Origin of the sequence: Meiothermus rufus DSM 22234 (assembly GCF_000423425.1) — a bacterium.
Classification (GTDB): Bacteria; Deinococcota; Deinococci; order Deinococcales; family Thermaceae; genus Meiothermus; species Meiothermus rufus.
This window is the reverse complement of sequence record NZ_AUHY01000061.1, coordinates 1-15,890: the sequence shown is the minus strand read 5'-3', so window position 1 is coordinate 15,890 and position 15,890 is coordinate 1. Positions and strand designations below refer to the sequence as shown.

General features: G+C 62.1%; 13 protein-coding genes and 1 pseudogene. 11 read left to right on the top strand and 3 right to left on the bottom strand.

Translation table 11 applies throughout. The features are described from left to right. Nucleotides 1-271 (top strand): annotated as a pseudogene (locus G552_RS0111015) (IS701 family transposase); the annotation flags it as partial. Here G552_RS0111015 and G552_RS15290 read toward each other — a convergent pair. Then, nucleotides 256-633 carry an Hsp20/alpha crystallin family protein gene (locus G552_RS15290; protein WP_051195783.1) on the bottom strand — a complete coding sequence of 126 codons (378 nt, stop codon included), beginning with the start codon at nucleotides 631-633 and terminating at the stop codon, nucleotides 256-258. The pseudogene G552_RS0111015 and the gene G552_RS15290 overlap by 16 nt on opposite strands. Nucleotides 634-783: 150 nt before the next feature. Continuing rightward, on the bottom strand, nucleotides 784-2,013 hold the full coding sequence (locus G552_RS0111005; RefSeq protein WP_027883087.1) for a molybdopterin molybdotransferase MoeA: 1,230 nt from the start codon (nucleotides 2,011-2,013) through the stop codon (nucleotides 784-786). Nucleotides 2,014-2,141: 128 nt separating this feature from the next. On the opposite strand from G552_RS0111005, the gene G552_RS0111000 reads away from it, so the two are divergent. From G552_RS0111000 to G552_RS15870, 9 genes are all read left to right on the top strand, one after another. Then, complete coding sequence (locus G552_RS0111000) at nucleotides 2,142-3,176, top strand: LacI family DNA-binding transcriptional regulator (RefSeq protein WP_027883086.1); 1,035 nt, start codon at nucleotides 2,142-2,144, stop codon at nucleotides 3,174-3,176. Between the two features lie 12 nt (nucleotides 3,177-3,188). Further along, on the top strand, nucleotides 3,189-4,478 hold the full coding sequence (locus G552_RS0110995) for an ABC transporter substrate-binding protein (protein WP_027883085.1): 1,290 nt from the start codon (nucleotides 3,189-3,191) through the stop codon (nucleotides 4,476-4,478). Nucleotides 4,479-4,595: 117 nt separating this feature from the next. After that, nucleotides 4,596-5,444 (top strand): carbohydrate ABC transporter permease, encoded by an 849-nt coding sequence (locus G552_RS0110990; protein WP_027883084.1) that lies wholly within the window; start codon nucleotides 4,596-4,598, stop codon nucleotides 5,442-5,444. Next, nucleotides 5,441-6,241: a carbohydrate ABC transporter permease gene (locus G552_RS0110985; protein ID WP_027883083.1), complete on the top strand. Its 801-nt coding sequence runs from the start codon at nucleotides 5,441-5,443 to the stop codon at nucleotides 6,239-6,241. The genes G552_RS0110990 and G552_RS0110985 overlap by 4 nt, the downstream gene beginning before the upstream one ends. Before the next feature lie 7 nt (nucleotides 6,242-6,248). Continuing rightward, nucleotides 6,249-7,310: an ABC transporter ATP-binding protein gene (locus G552_RS0110980; protein ID WP_027883082.1), complete on the top strand. Its 1,062-nt coding sequence runs from the start codon at nucleotides 6,249-6,251 to the stop codon at nucleotides 7,308-7,310. A 2-nt stretch (nucleotides 7,311-7,312) separates the two neighbouring features. Then, nucleotides 7,313-8,608 (top strand): amylo-alpha-1,6-glucosidase, encoded by a 1,296-nt coding sequence (locus G552_RS0110975; protein WP_027883081.1) that lies wholly within the window; start codon nucleotides 7,313-7,315, stop codon nucleotides 8,606-8,608. A 61-nt stretch (nucleotides 8,609-8,669) separates the two neighbouring features. Beyond that, nucleotides 8,670-9,707, top strand: coding sequence for a zinc-binding dehydrogenase (locus tag G552_RS0110970; protein WP_027883080.1), 1,038 nt, complete (start codon nucleotides 8,670-8,672; stop codon nucleotides 9,705-9,707). Further along, complete coding sequence (locus G552_RS0110965; RefSeq protein ID WP_027883079.1) at nucleotides 9,704-10,693, top strand: Gfo/Idh/MocA family protein; 990 nt, start codon at nucleotides 9,704-9,706, stop codon at nucleotides 10,691-10,693. Before G552_RS0110970 ends, G552_RS0110965 begins: the two co-directional genes overlap by 4 nt. Next, on the top strand, nucleotides 10,690-12,540 hold the full coding sequence (locus G552_RS15870) for a glycoside hydrolase family 36 protein (RefSeq protein ID WP_084640428.1): 1,851 nt from the start codon (nucleotides 10,690-10,692) through the stop codon (nucleotides 12,538-12,540). Before G552_RS0110965 ends, G552_RS15870 begins: the two co-directional genes overlap by 4 nt. Before the next feature lie 189 nt (nucleotides 12,541-12,729). Here the strand turns inward: G552_RS15870 and G552_RS16795 are convergent, their stop codons facing one another. After that, nucleotides 12,730-15,477, bottom strand: coding sequence for an HD domain-containing phosphohydrolase (locus G552_RS16795; protein WP_245575179.1), 2,748 nt, complete (start codon nucleotides 15,475-15,477; stop codon nucleotides 12,730-12,732). 160 nt (nucleotides 15,478-15,637) lie between these two features. On the opposite strand from G552_RS16795, the gene G552_RS0110940 reads away from it, so the two are divergent. After that, nucleotides 15,638-15,890, top strand: a 253-nt coding sequence (locus G552_RS0110940) for a helix-turn-helix domain-containing protein (RefSeq protein ID WP_027883077.1), incomplete at its 3' end; no start/stop codon positions are given.

Sequence of the window (15,890 nt, the reverse complement as noted above, 5' to 3'; positions counted from 1 at the left end):
AGAGAAGCGGGCGGAGTTAGAGCGGCAAGGATGGGGGATCGAAGTGTACCATCGGGGGCTCAAGCAGTGCTGTGGGGTGGAGCGGGCCCAGGTGAGGAAGGCGGTCTCCATCCTGCGGCACCTCCTCCTGGCTTTGCGGGCCTTCCTCCGGCTGGAGGTCTACCGGCTGCGCAGGGGGGTGAGCTGGTACGAGGCCAAGGCGTCCATTGTTCGCGAGGCAATACGAAGTTATCTCGCCCATCCCCTCCACATCCTTCAGCCAACTGCGTAAGTCCTAACCCCATTTTCGAACACCGCCTCGGCCTTGTCGGCCAGCACACCACTGCGCTCGAAGCGGTTGTAGCGGTGTTCGCGCAGGTGGTAGTTGCGCTCCTTCTTTTCCTCCTGCGCTTTGCTTTCCCCGTAGATGCGCAGCACATCCCCCCGCAGCTCTACCTTGATGTCCTCGGGCCGGATGCCGGGAATCGAGGCCTTGACCACTAGATTGTTGCCCTCTTCGTAGATGTCGAGGGGCATGGTTGCAACCTCTCTATCCGACGGAAGGGCACGACGGAACAAACTTTCATCGAAGAGGCGCTCGATCTCTTTGCGCATGTTCTCCAGCTCACGCCACGGGTCAAAGCGGGTCAACATACCTTCCTCCTCTGTCGCGTGCGGTGGCCACACGCTGGTCGAGTGCTTGGGCCAACCCCACAAGGTTCCAGAGTGCCACCCCCTCCAAAACCCCATGGGGTGTCCTCCTTCCTCCTGGTCTAAGGCTAGTACAGGGCCATTACCAAAACATTACCGCCAACACCCTGCCGAGCCAGGAAACGGAATCACCTCCACCACATCCCCCACCCGGGCCGAGCGTCCAGCCTCGAGAACCACCAGGGCATTCCCCACCGCCATCGAACGCAACACCGCACTGGACTGGTTACCGGTGCTGACCGCGCGAAACCCTCCCCCTTCCCAGCGCAGGATGGCCCGGCGGTAGGCCTGGCGGGTGGGGTTAGCCTCAAAGGCACTCTCAGCAAGGGCCTGGAGCCGGTGGTAGGGAGGGTCGTTGCGCCCCAACCGTTTGAAGATAAAAGGGCGTCCGAAGAGCAAAAAAGTGACCATAGCCGAGACGGGGTTGCCCGGCAGGCCCATCAGGGGCAGACCGTTCCAAGTGGCAAATAACAGCGGGCCTCCGGGTTGAATCCGAACCTTCCAAAAAAGAATCTCCCCCTCGCGCTCGAGGAGTTGGCGTACAATGTCGTACTCACCCATCGAGACACCCCCGGTGGTGACCAGCAGATCGAGCGGGCCGGTCTGTTGTAGCTGAAGGCGCAACCTCTCCACATCGTCAGCCAGCTTGGGAAGCAGCACCGCCTCCGCCCCGGCTTCCTCTACGAGCCCAGCCACCGAGTAGCTATTAGAGTTGTAAACGCCGCCATAGGGCAGGGGCCTTCCCGGCTCCACCACCTCGTCGCCGGTGGCCAGTACCCCCACCCGGGGCCGCCGGATAACCGGCAGGCGGTCGTAGCCCATGGCCGCGGCCAGCCCAACCCGGCCCGGGGTAAGAAAATCACCTTTGCGCAAATAAACCTGCCCCATCACCAGGTCGTCGCCCTTGTGCCGGATATCTGTGCTCGAGGCCGGTTTCATCAACCAGACAAAATCGCCCTCCCGTAACGTGTCTTCCACCCGAATTACGGCGTCCGCTCCCTTAGGGAGGGGTGCTCCGGTAAAGACCTGCACGGCTTCACCAGGGCCTATCCCTCCAGCAAAGGGCTTACCCGCGGGCGACTGCCCCACTACCTTCAGCCTCACCGGGTTGCCCACCCCTGCCCCTTGGCTGTCGGCAGCCCGGCAGGCGTAGCCGTCCACCGCTGTGTCGTCGGTATCGGGGTGACTGACCTTAGAGAGCAGGTCCGCCCCCAGAACCCCCCCATAAGCCGCCGTTAGCGGTAGCTGCTCCACCTCCTCTAGCGGCTTGGCTTGTTCCAGTACGATTTCCAGGGCAGCCTCGAGGGTGAGGTTTTGCTTCATACCCCCATCCTAAAGCCTTGGCCTGGAAGCAGGCTATGGGGGCTTGCCAAAAACAGAAGGGTGTAGTATCGTTTGGAAAACGTTTACATCAAGGAGTTTAGAAAGGCGTTGTTTTTTGAGGTTTGCCCATGTCTACCAATCGTTCCTCAGCTGACATCCGCCGCGTGGCCGCCGAGGCTGGGGTTTCCATTGCCACGGTCTCGAGGGTGCTCAACGACCCAAAGCGGGTTAGCCTCAAGACCCGGCAGCGAGTGCTGGAAGTGGCCGAGCGGCTGGGCTACCGCCCCAACCCCAACGGCAAGCGCCTACGCAAAGGGCGAGCAGAAACCGTGGGCTTGGTCATCCCCTCTCCCCCAGGGCGCTTTGCTGATTCATTTTTCCTGGAATTACTGACAGGGCTGGGCGAGGGCCTTGCGGGGGTGGGGCTGGACCTGCTGGTAGCCACCTGCCCTCCCCATGAGGACGAGCTAGCCTGCTATAAGCGCCTGGTAGAGGGCAAGCGGGTGGATGGGCTGGTGGTGGCCCGTACCCGGTTGTACGACACCCGCATCGCCTACCTGCTGGAGCAGGGTGTTCCCTTTGTAGCCCATGGGCGTAGCGACCAGATCAAAACCCCCTATGCCTACCTCGACGTGGATGGCCGACAGGGCTTTTACCGGGCCACCCGTCACCTGTTGCAGCTTGGTCACCGGGAAATTGCCTTTATTGGTGCGCCGAACGAGTTTAACTTTGCCCAACACCGTCTGGAGGGCTTCCAGCTCGCCCTGGCTGAGGCCGGGGTTGCGCTGCGGCCAGAATGGATTCTAGAAGGCGATCTGAGTGAGGAAAGCGGCTACCGTCTGGCCCAATTGCTGCTAGGCGAACTCCCTCCCACGGCCATTCTCTGCGCCAACGACCTGATGGCCATTGGCGTACTGCGGGCTTTGCGCGAACGCGGGCTTCGGCCTGGACGGGAGGTTTCCGTTATCGGCTACGACGACATCCCCCAGGCCCAGTACACCGATCCCCCTCTTTCCACCGTGCACCAGCCCTTCCGCGAGGCGGGACGCAGGTTGGTGGAGATGCTGCTGGATCAGTTGGAAGGCAAAGATGCCGGAACATTGCAGGAGGTCTGGGTACCAGAGTTGGTGCTGCGGGGGTCGGACGGACCCCCGACAAGATAAAAGGAGGTAGGCATGAGAAAAGGCAAGTGGATTTGGTTGGGTTTGAGCGGGGCCCTGCTGGTTCTATCGGCGGTGTGGGCTCAGCAAGCAGCCAGCCTGCTGTTCGTCTCTACGCAGTTCACCCCTATCGAGGAGGCCCAGCGCATGCGGCAGGTCATCCTCAGGGACTTCCAGGGGCGGGTGGAGTTCATTCCCGAGGACAACGCCCCCTTCACCAACCGCATCCTCTCCGAGGTGCGGGCCGGACGGGTGAACGTGGGCCTAGCCGGAGGACTGCACGGCGACTTTCCCCCGCTGGTAGCGGCAGGAGCTCTAGATACCCTGGACGACGTAATGAACCAACTGCAAAACCGCCGCTTCTCCCCGACCTTTGTAAGCCTGGGCAAGATGGGCACCCCAAATCAGATATACATCCCCTGGATGCAGGCCACCTACATCATGGTGGCCAATCGCCAGGCTTTGCAGTATCTACCGGCAGGGGCTAACCTGAACACCCTCACCTACTCCCAGCTCAAGGAGTGGGCGGCCAATGTTCAGCGGGCCACCGGTCGGCGCATGCTAGGCTTCCCGGCTGGCCCCCGGGGGCTAATGCACCGCTTTACCCAGGGGTATCTCTATCCCTCGTACACCAAGAGCGCGGTAACCAAGTTCAGGAGCGCTGAGGCCGAAAGTATGTGGCTCGAGTTCAAGAGCCTCTGGCAGCATGTCAACCCCCAGTCCACCACCTACGACTTCATGCAGGAGCCGCTGCTTTCCGGTGAGGTCTGGATCGCCTGGGATCACATCGCTCGGTTACGCGACGCTCTAAACCAACGTCCCAACGACTTTGTGGCCTTCCCCGCCCCTATTGGGCCCTATGGCCGAGGCTTCATGCCGGTACTGGCTGGGCTGGCCATTCCCAAAGGCAGTCCTAACCGGAGTACGGCGGTGGCTCTAATCGAGTACCTGACCCGCCCCGAGGTGCAGGTCACCACCCTGGTACAAAACGGTTTCTTCCCAGTCATCCAGGTGCGCCTGCCCGACAACCTACCCCAAGGCATCCGCATGGGCGCTGACGCCATCGCACGGCAGGCCCAGAGCAACGTGGCCCTGCCCAGCCTGCTGCCGGTGGGCCTAGGTGCCCGGGGTGGCGAGTATAACAAGGTCTTCCAGGACACCTTTGCCCGCATCGTGTTGCGCAACGAGGATGTACGCCGGGTACTCGACAGCGAGGCGGCCAACCTACGCCGCATCATGAACGAAACCAGGGCGCCTTGCTGGTCACCCGACCCGGCCAGTAGCGGAGCTTGTCCGGTGGACTAAAGCGCGGAAGATACCACCTCACCTAGTGGTTGGCAAAGCTGTGGTTTCAACAGTGTGCGCCTAAAACGAAAGGGGTCGGTGCTTTGAACTACCGGCCCCTTCCCCAAAAGGATTCCGATGCGAAGTGAGCGGTACATCCCTTACGTGCTCGTGTTGCCGAGTGTGGTGTTTTTGCTGTTCTTGTTCGCCTGGCCCCTGCTCGAAGCTCTGCTCCTCTCTGTGCGCAACAGCAGCGGATGGACTCTCGAGCACTTCCAGCGCATGGCTGCCGACCTTTATTTCAAGGATGCGCTCAAATACACCCTGCTCCTAACCCTGACCATCGTCCCTTTGCAGGTGGGGCTGGCCTTGGGAATGGCCTTGCTCCTAGGGAGCATCGCCAAAGGTCGCGACTTGTTTTTGTATGTGTGGACCATTCCTCTGGGCATTTCCGACCTGGCTGCAGGCATTGTGTGGCTGGCCATTTTCACCGAACGAGGTTACCTCAACAGCTTCCTGCAGGCGGTGGGGGTGATCCAACAACCACAACTGTGGCTTAGCTACGAGACCCCTTGGATGATTTTCCTAGCGGTAGTGGCAGCTGAGGTCTGGCGAGCTACGGCGATTGTGTTTGTGATTCTAGTGGCCGGTTTGCAACTTATCCCCAAAGAGTACGGCGAGGCTGCTGAGGTCTTTGGAGCGACCCCGTGGCAGCGCTTCTGGAAGGTCACGCTACCCTTGCTCAGGCCCAGTCTGCAGGTGGCCCTGATCCTACGCACCATTCTGGCCCTCGAGGTCTTTGCGGTGGTAGTGGCACTGGGGGGGCGCAATCTGCCGGTGCTGGCCGGGGAAGCCTACTACTGGTACAACGCTTATCAAAACCCAGGTGTGGCTGCAGCCTATGCGGTGCTTATCCTGGGCATCTCAGTGGCAGCCACATTGCTGTATCTGCGCTTGATGCGCACAAAGCAGGAGGCTGTGGGATGAAACCAGGTTGGCTTTACATGCTTCTGGCTGGGGTGCTAGTGGTCTGGGTGCTCCTGCCGATCTTTCTCATCGCCGCGCTGGCCTTTAGCGACCGCTCTTCGGTGTTCGCCTGGCCCAAGGGGCTTTTGCCCCAACAGTTCTCCTTGGAGACTCTGGCCTTTTTCTTTGGCGTGGAGGGGGTCTGGAAGGCCATCCGAAACAGCCTAGCGGTGGCCGGCATGACCCTGGTCTTCTCGGTTTTGTTGGGAGCACCAGCCGGCTACGCCCTAGCCCGCTACCGCTTTGCTGGAGCCGATGCCTATCGCTTACTCATCCTAATGACCCGGGCCTTTCCCCTGGCCATCCTGGCCATACCGCTGGCGGTTCGGTTTTTACAGTTGGGCATCTACGACACCCCCTTTGGTGTGGCCCTGGTACACACTGCATTAGCCCTGCCGTTTGCAGTACTGGTGACCAGCAGCCTCTTCTTAGGCATACCCAAGGAACTAGAAGAAGCTGCCTGGACCCTAGGCTGCAATCGCATCCAAGCCTTCCTACGAGTGGTGCTACCCCTAGCCCTACCGGGTCTGGCCGCCACTGCCATTTTTGCCTTCGTCATATCGTGGAACGAGGTTTTTGCCGCCACTCTCCTGACTCTGCGTGAGCGTACCTTGCCCGCTTTCCTACTGGCTTCGCTCAACGACTCCCCTCTGCCCTTTCGCTTTGCCGGGGGCTTTTTCCTGATTGTACCAGCTTTGGTCTTCATCTTCCTCATCCGGCGCTACCTCTTTACCTTATGGGGCATCGCCAACCGCTAGGAGGTTTATGGCTGGAATCCGAGTAGAGAACATCGAAAAGAGTTTTGGCAAGTTCAAGGCCCTGAGCGGGGTCTCGCTCGAGGTGCGCGATCAGGAGTTCGTGGTGCTTTTGGGGCCTTCGGGTTGTGGCAAGACCACTCTTTTGCGCATCATAGCCGGCCTCGAGCAGGCTGATAGGGGCCGGGTCTGGATCGGCGAGCGAGAGGTAAGTGGACTGCCCCCCCGCTCGCGTCGAGTCGCCATGGTCTTCCAAAACTACGCGGTTTTCCCCCACCTAACCGTCTTCGAGAATATCGCCTTTGGCCTGCGAATGCAGAAAGCTCCCGCCGAAAAAATCAAGGCCAAGGTGGAACAGGCCGCTACCCTAATGCACATTGAGAACCTGCTAGGGCGCTACCCCGCTCAGCTCTCTGGCGGCCAGCGCCAGCGGGTAGCAGTAGCTCGGGCTTTGGCGGTGGAGCCGGAGGTGCTCTTGATGGACGAGCCTTTGTCCAACCTGGATGCTTTGCTACGACTGGAAATGCGGGCCGAACTCAAGCGGCTTTTGGCTGAGAGCCGCACCACCACTCTCTATGTAACCCACGACCAGGTGGAAGCTATGAGCCTAGCTGACCGTATCGCGGTGATGAATGCCGGCCAAATAGTGCAGTACGACCAGCCCATGAAGGTCTACCAGGAGCCAGCCAACACCTTTGTAGGAGGGTTCATCGGCAGCCCACCTATGAACTTTCTGCGCCTACCAGTGGAGGGACAGCAAGCCCGACTGGCCTCGTTGGTTCTGGCGCTACCCAGCGAGGTGTCCGGGGCAGAGGTACTGCTGGGAGTACGGCCCGAGGACTTCGAAGTCTACACCGACCAGCGGCCACAGAGCTTCCCCGCCGAGGTGCTGGTGGTGGAGCCTTTGGGACCCCACCTGCTGCTGACCCTGCGCTTCGGTGAACAGCTCCTCAAGGCCACTGTGCCCCCCGATTTTGCCGTCCGCCCTGGACAAACCATCTGGCTCAAGCCCCAACCAGGCCGGTTGCGCTGGCTCGAGCCCACCAGCGGCCAGGCCCTTACAGCGAGGTAGCTATGCCAACCCAGGAATCCCTCGAGCAAGAAGCCCGGCGCATCCTGCTAGCCAACGACCGGGGGGGCTTTACCATCCCCACTGCTGGGCTTTATCCCTTTCAATGGCTCTGGGACGCTGGGTTCACCGCCTTGGGCTGGATGCAGTTCGACGAGGGGCGGGCCTGGCAGGAGCTAAAGACCCTGTTCCGCGGGCAGTGGGAGAACGGAATGCTGCCCCACATCGTCTTTCACCGTCCCGAGCCCACCTACTTCCCCGGCCCCGAGCGTTGGGGGGTGGCGCACATCCCGCCCACCTCGGCCATCACCCAGCCGCCAGTGGTGGCCACCTTCGTGCGCTGGATGCTGGAGCAGGCTCAGAACCAGGCCCTGGCTGAGGCCGAAGCTAAAAGCCTCTACCCCCACATCCTGGCCTACCACCGTTGGTTCAAACGCGAGCGCGACCCAGACAACACCGGCCTCGTCACCGTGCTGCACCCCTGGGAGACCGGGGCCGACAACAGCCCGGCCTGGGACCAGGCCCTCGCCAGGGTAGCGGTAGACCCCGCCTTACCGCCTTACACCCGCCGTGACACCGCCCATGTGGACCCCAGCCAGCGCCCCCACCAGGCCGAATACGACCGCTTCCTGACCCTGCTCGAGGTCTACAAGCGGGCTGGCTTCGACCAGCTCCGCTTGCTCTGTGAATGCCCCTTCCGGGTGGCCAGCTTGCTGATCGACTGCGTGCTACACCGGGCTAACCGCGATCTACTGTGGCTTTCCCAGCGGCTTGGCTTCGACCACCAGGCCGAGATCGCGGGCTGGCTCGAGGCCAGCCAGCAGGGTATTGAGGGCCTCTGGGATGAGGAAGCAGGGCTTTACTTCAACCGCGATCTGGTCAGCGGTGAGCCCATCCAGGTGGGGGTCTCGGCTTCCTTCCTGCCCCTCTACGCCGGCACAGCCAGCCCAGAGCGGGCCGAGCGCCTGCTGCATACCCTGCAGGGCTGGGCCAGCCAGGTGCGCTACCTGGTTCCCAGCACCGACCCCCAAAGCCCCTACTTTGAGCCCCAGCGCTACTGGCGTGGCCCGGTCTGGGCGGTGGTCAACTACCTCATCGCCCTGGGATTTCGCGAGTACGGCCACGAGCAGATAGCTGAGCGCATCCGCCAGGATACCCTCGAGCTGGCCCGCCGCGCTGGCTTCAGCGAGTACTACCACCCCCTGACTGGCCAGGGCCTGGGGGGCCGAGCATTTTCCTGGACGGCGGCTATCTACCTGGTCTGGAGCCGGGCCACCTCCGCTGCCCACTCGGCACTTTGATGTGGGTTCCGTGTACACCGGCAGCAACCCCCAGCACCATAGACGAGGTGAGAAAGGAGCCATGGGACGACAAATCGTGTTCACCGCCCCTGGACAGGTTGCCCTCGAGGACACCCCCGACCCGCCGCTGCAGCCCGATGAGGTGCGCCTTCGGACGCTCTTCTCCGGCATCAGCGCGGGCACCGAACTGACCCAGTACCGGGGCAGCAACCCCTACCTGCACAAGCGCTTCGACGCGGCGCGGCGGCTTTTCTTGGAGGATCGGCCCGGCCCGGCCTATCCGCTTAGGGGCGTAGGCTACGAACAGGTGGGCGAGGTGGTGGAGGTCGGCTCGGAGGTCAGGGGGGTTCGGATCGGGCAGAGGGTTTGGGGCTCCTGGGGCCATCGCAGCCATGTGGTTCTAGCAGGGTCCCAGACCGCGTCCAGGGTCATGCCCGAGGGGGTCGACCCTCGCCTGGGCGTATTCGCCCGTATCGGAGCGGTCGCACTCAATGCAGTACACGACGCGGATATCCACCTAGGCGAGGTAGTGGCCCTCTTCGGCATGGGCGTACTGGGGTTAATTGCCCTGCAACTTGCCCGGCTGAGTGGAGCAACGGTAATTGCGGTGGATGGCCTCGAGAAAAGACTGAACCTGGCCCGCCAACTCGGTGCAGAGCACCTCATTGACTTCCGCCAGACCCACCCGGGAAAAGCCATCAAAGATCTGACCCAGGGGCGCGGGGCCGATGTCAGTTTGGAGCTAAGCGGCTCGTATGCTGCGCTGCACGAAGCCATCCGGGCCACCGCGTATAACTCGAGGGTGGTCGCGGCCGGCTTCTTGCAAGGAGAGGGGATGGGCCTGCGGCTGGGCGAAGAGTTCCACCACAACCGCATCGAACTGGTATCCTCCCAGACCCAAGGCATTAGCCCGCGCCTGGCCCACCGCTGGGATCGGCTGCGGCAGGAACAGACCATCATGCAACTGGCAGCCCAAGGAAGACTGCAACTGCTTCCCCTCATCACCCATACCTTTCCGTTCGAGCAAATTGCAGCGGCCTACCAACTCCTCGACCAGCAACCCGGTGAGGCCGTACAGGTCGTTCTGGAGTTCCCATGAAACCCCTCAAAACCGCCATCCTCGGCTGCGGTGGCTTTGCCAAGCGCCACGCGCAGGTACTACAGCAGCTATCGAGCCAAGTCGAGCTGGTAGCTTGCTGCGACCGCAACGCCTGGAAAGCTCAGGAATTGTCGGCCCAGTATAGCGCGGGCCAGGCCCAGGTCTTCACCCATCACTCCGAGATGCTGGAGTCTACCGACCTGGATATTCTCATCATCTGCCTGCCACCCTATGGTCACACCGACGAGGTAGAACATGCCACCCGACGCGGTCTACACCTGCTGATGGAAAAACCCATCGCGCTCAGCAGAGAAAAAGCCTGGCAGATGGTCGAGGCCAGCGAAAAAGCCGGCATCAAGACCCAGGTGGGCTTCATGTATCGCTTTGGTGAGGCGCTGGAATACCTGCGTACCCTGGACAGCGGCCCCATCGGACTCTTCAGCGCCCGCTACTTCTGCAACGCGCTGCACGCTCCCTGGTGGCGCGACAAGGAAAAGTCTGGGGGCCAGCTGGTCGAGCAGGTGATTCACATGTTCGACCTGATGCGCTACCTGATGGGTGAGCCCTGCACTGTATACGCCAAACAGGCCAACCTCTTCCACCAGCAAACGCCCGGCTACACTGCTGAGGATGTGAGCGCTACCATCTGCACCTTACCGAATGGCAGCATCGGCGTGGTCTACGCCAGCAATGGGGCCATTCCGGGCCAGTGGATCAAGGATTTCAGGCTGGTCGCCCAGAACCTGACTGCCGAATTCGGCGATACCAACCAGGCCCAGTTTTACTTCACAGCCCAGCCCGGGGTGCCCAGCCAGACCATCCAGTCCAGCCGCGACCTCTACCTGGCCCAGATGCAAGACCTCATCCAGGCCATCCGCACCAATGGCCCTACCCGCACCCCCCTGCGCGAAGGCGCGAAATCGCTGGAACTGGCGCTCGCAGCCCGCCAGTCTGCTGAAAGCGGCGTTGAGGTCAGGTTGGCATGAAGCTTACCCTGAACCCCGACAAAACTCTGAATATGCTGGCAAGCCCGATTAAGCTGCTGGGCGCTAGGCCGGTGATAAACGGGCGGCTGCTGGAGGTGCAAAGCATTGCGGTGGAGCGCAGCGATGAAGCGGGTTGGCGCCTGCGGTACATCGGGGATGTGGCCACGTTCTGGCTATCGGCAGCGCGAGAGGGAGAGGTATGGCAGCTTAAGTTCGGATTGGAAAACCTTCCTGCGGGCCTCGAGCTGGACTCTTTTGGCCTGCGTTTTGCACAGATAGAAGGGGCCCGGAAGTACCTGCGCCAGGGCTACCACAGTTGGGATGGGGCCGCCTACGTCACCCTGGGCGAGGCCGATCAGACCGGTTACGCCCACACCCAGCTTCTCTCCGAAACCGGCAATGGCAGCGTGGTGCTGGGCTTCGACCGTCACGACCGCTTTCAGCACACCTTCACTTTTGAAGGCACCTCCCTCACCATTCAAACGCTTTGGGATCGCAAAGAATCAAAACCCATCGAATCGGAACGCCTGCTGATTTTTGAGCACCCGGGGGTCGAGGAAGCCCTACGTGAGTGGGCCCAGCAGGTAGCCCGGGCCTCGCCTAGGCCACCCCGAAGACCCACCCAGCCCATCACCGGCTGGTGTTCGTGGTACAACCTGTACGCTGCCATCAGCGAGGAAAGCATACTGGAGCACCTGCAGGGTCTGGCACAAATTGCAAAGCGTGCCAGCCTGCCCATGCGGGTCTTCCAGCTCGATGATGGCTTCACCCCCGAGATGGGCGACTGGCTCCTGGTCAAGCCTCAGTTTCCCCGGGGGATAAAACCCCTGCTGGACGATATCCGCGCCGCAGGCTTTATTCCCGGCCTGTGGATCGCGCCTTTTGTTGTGGGAAACCGCAGCCGGCTTTACCGGCAACACCCCGACTGGGTGTTGCGCGAGCTGGAGACGGGCCAGCCCCTGGTGCAGATGCGGTTTTACGGCGAGTTCCGCTGGCACAAACAGAGCGAGGAATACTACATTCTGGACGCCACCCATCCAGAAGCCTTCGAATACCTTCGCACGGTCTTCCGCATCTGGCGGCACGACTGGGGCTGCGAATACTTCAAAACCGATTTTATGTTTTGGGGTGCAGAATACGGCCCCGACTGGGTTGCCTACCACACCCCTGGTCTGAGCCGCATAGAGGTCTGGCACCGGGTAGCCCAGATGATCCGCGAGGAAATCGGCGAAGCCCTCTGGATGGGTTGTGGGATGCCGCTGTGGGCCTCGGTAGGACTGGTAGAGGGCAACCGTACCGGACGCGATGTGGGGGCAGAGTGGCCCCCCGATGCCCTCGAGCGCCTGCAAGGGCTGGCCTTGCGCAACTTTGCCAACCACCTGCTCTGGGAAGCCGACCCCGACTGCGTGCTATTGCGAGAACGGTTTCACCACCTGCACCCAGGAGAGCAGACCGCACTGGCTCTTTTTGCCGGAATGCTGGGCGGAGCCATGCTCACCAGCGACACACTGGACGAACTTTCTGATGAGCGCCTTGCCTTGTGGCCGATGTTGCTCAACTCGGCGGGGGGTTCCTGTCGCTTTCCCCTTCTGGGGCGGGAAGATGAGATACTGCTACAAGTGCGCGGCCACCGTCCAGCAGCGGTCTTGGCCTTCAACCCCAGTGAAAGAACCGTGCAACGCACCTACGACTTGACTGAACTAGGCTTGCCGACCCCCCTACAGGGCTACCACTGGAACCGCAAGGAGGTTTTACCTTCCCTGAAGCGGCTTTCTCTGAGGCTGGCCCCGCACGAGTCCGCCCTGATCTTCCTGGATCACACACCGTGCCTCAACCGGCTTCCGTAGACCCCTGGATTCAACGTGCTCACCTAAATCCCAAAACCCCGCCCTCCCGTCCCGGCAACCCCGTGGCTGCGGTTGGCACGGCTAAGGAAGACTTGTAGCCCTCGCACAGCGGAGATAGAACACACTCAGCTAGCAAGAGCGCAAAGGGCGCCCCACTCAGGAAAAGCCCCCTCCAGTGTGCACAGACACTCAATCAGAGGCCTGGGCTATCTGCTGCGCCGTACCCAGCCCCTGAAGCTCGAGGAACACCTCCACCAGACGGCGATCCAGGTGCCCCTGAGCGGCCAGCCGCCAAAGCTCCCGGGCGGCCTGCTCGGGGGGCATGGCGCTCTTGTAGGGCCGCTCCGAGCAAAGGGCGTCGAAGATATCGCAGATAGCAAAAATACGTGCCGGCAGCGGGATTTGCTCGCCACAAAGCCCATCTGGATAGCCCCGCCCATCCCAGCGCTCATGGTGGTGGCGCACTACCTGACGAGCCCCAAGCGGCACAAAAGGCAGGTTGCGCACCAGGTCGTCGCCCAATTGGGCGTGGGTTTTCATGGTACGGAACTCCTCGGGGGTGAGCCGATCCGGCTTGAGCAGGATGGCGTCGGGAATGGTAAGTTTACCTACATCGTGCAGATAGGCCCCCCAGCGCAGACCGCGCAGTTCGGTCTCGCTCAGGCCCAAAGCGCGGCCTAGCTGCTCGGCCAGTGCTGCTACCCGGTCGGTGTGGCCCGCGGTTTCGCGGTCGCGGGCCTCGAGGGCCAGACCAATGGCCCGCAAGGCCCCATCGTAGGCAGCCTCGAGCTGCCGGGTGCGCTCCAGGCGCAAAAGCAGGGCTCCTAGAATCTGGGCTGCCCCCTCCAGCAAACGGTTTTCTGCTCTGCCCCAACCCGGGCCCGACCTACAGCGGTAGAGCACCATCCCGGCCTGCAACTCGGCTTCGTGGACCACGCCGATCAGGTAAAGCCCCTGAATACCCGCACGAGAAAGGGGCTGCAGCTCGGGGTGGGAAGCCGTGCTGCCCAGCTGGAAGGCCTCTCCTGGGGCCAAGCGCAGCAAGAGAGGGTGGCTGGGGGGCAGATACTGCTCGAGCAGGGCTTCTACCTCGGGGCCTACCTCTCCAGCCACGGCCCTGGTACGGTAGGCATCGCCCTCGAGCACCCGCAGGATGACCCCATCAGCCTGCCCCATCTGGCGAATCTTCTCCAGGGCCAGCTCCAGCAGGGCCGGGTCGTTGCCTTGCAACAACTGGGAAAGCTCCAAGAGGGCAGTTTTTTCGGCAATCTCGGCCTCGAGGCTCTCGTTGGCCCGCACCCGTTCCAGGGTGTTGGCGGCAATATTGCCAATCACCTGAAGCAGCCGCACATCCCGCTCGAGGTAGGCCCCAGCCCCATCGCGGGCCGAGACCAGCACGCCCAGCGGCTGGCCCTTGGAGTTGAGAAGGGGGGTTACTATTTCGGAATAGGCTGAAAGTTTGTGTTGGGAATAGCCAAAGGAACGCGCGTCGCTTTGGGCTTGGTTGCTCCAGATAGGCGCGCGGGTCTCGATGGCTGCCCAGGCCGAACCCTGCCCTTGGGGTATGGGGGTTTCCCGGAACTCGAGGAAGAAGCCCGCCGCGGCATAGCAGCGCATCTGCTCGCCATCTGGCTCGATGAGAAAAAGGGCCGCGTGCTGCGAGTTCATCAAGCGGATGGTCTCGCGCACTAGGCGCTTGGTAATCTCCCGGGTGCCCTTAAGGCCGCGCAAGGCTGCACTTAGCGCCTCGATCACTTCAAACTCGTGGATGCGGGCCTCGAGTTCAGCCTGCTGGCGACGCGCCGCCAGCAATACCGTCACTTGAAGGGCATACTGGCGGGCGATCGCCACCGATTCTTCGCTAAAGGCCCGGTCGCGAAAGGCATCCAGATTGATCTCGGCCACCACCTCTCCCCCTAGGAGAATGGGCACGCAAAGGGTGGAGCGAATCTGTTTAATCTGGTGCCGGCTCAGTTCACTGAGCTGCTGGCTAATGCGCTGGTTGCCCTCGCTCTGGGCTACAATCCGCCGGATATCGGCATGGTTAGCGATGCGCGGCAGCCCCTTGCGCCAAGCGGCTGGGTTACCGTGCCAGGCCGCGACCTCGAGCTCGCTGGTGCGCAGACCTAGGATGCCTTCCCCAAAGCCTACCTGGGCCACAAAGACAAACGCCGATCCCTGCCGCAAGCGGATGCTGCCAGCCTGAGCCCCCGGCACCACCCGCACCGCCGACTGTAAGAGGCGGGGCCAGATTTCCTCTTCAGCCCGCTGGGTGAGGGCTTCTACCGTGCTTTGCAGGGCCGTGTAGACCGTCTCGTTGGGTGGGTTTAGCCCCCGCTTGAAGGCGCGCTCGAGGTAGAACCCCAGCAGCGGCCCTACCAGCAAGGCCTGTAACAAAAGGCTCCCTGTAGGAGAAAGCCATCCCTCCCGGGCCAATGTGGTAAGGAGGGCCACGTCGAGCCCTCCAAGTGTAAGCAGCACCACCCCCAAGGCCCGCCCTCGGCTATGGGCCGCCAGCCGGGGGTACAGCCACCCCGCCACCAGCCCACCCAGCCACAAGGCCAGCCCCTGGGCCCCCATACGAGCATTGGCGGCGGCCAGCGGCTGGGCGCCCTGCTGCAGGGGAATATCCAGCCCACGCAACAGGGCGTGCAGCATCAGCACCAGCCCCCCTATCATTAGCAACCCCATTAGGGTACTGCGCCAGCGCCGCTGGCTATCCAGGGCTATCAGCAGCAAAAGGCCGATCTGCAGGGAAAAAAGCAGGTTGTAGCGAAGGCCCAGGGTGTCCGGAAAAAGAGCGCTCCCCAAAGCCAGCAAGCCGATGGCCGCCAGCAGCATGATGAAGGGCACGCTGCCCCAGCGCTCCCGTCCACTGTGAACCGCCACCAGAACAGCGGTGAGGAAAACAGCCACCCCTAAACCTGCCAGTTCCACCCCCCTAGGTTAGCCGGGATAAACCCTGGGTCAGGGGCATTTGCACCAAGTTGGGCCTTTTGGCGTTACGTTCCCCTTTGGGCTGAACCTGGACGGACACATGTGAGACTCTAAGCTGGGATAAAAAGAGGGGAACCAACCAAGAAAGGAGGTTCCCCAAGTGCAGCTTACCACGGTTGGCAAAGCGATATGGCAAGGAGCGAGGAAGGCCCAGGAGCTGGGAGCGGCCGGAGCCAGCGACCCCCTGGTCCAGGAACGGCTACGCAAGCTCAAGCAGGTGGAGGCGTTCAGGAAGCACGGGGTGAGCTGGCCCGAGATCCAGGCCCTGGTGGGGATCAGCCGGGCCACCTACCACCGCTGGAAAAAAGCCCTAAAAGAAAAGGGCCTGGCCGGACTCAAACCCCGCTCCCGCC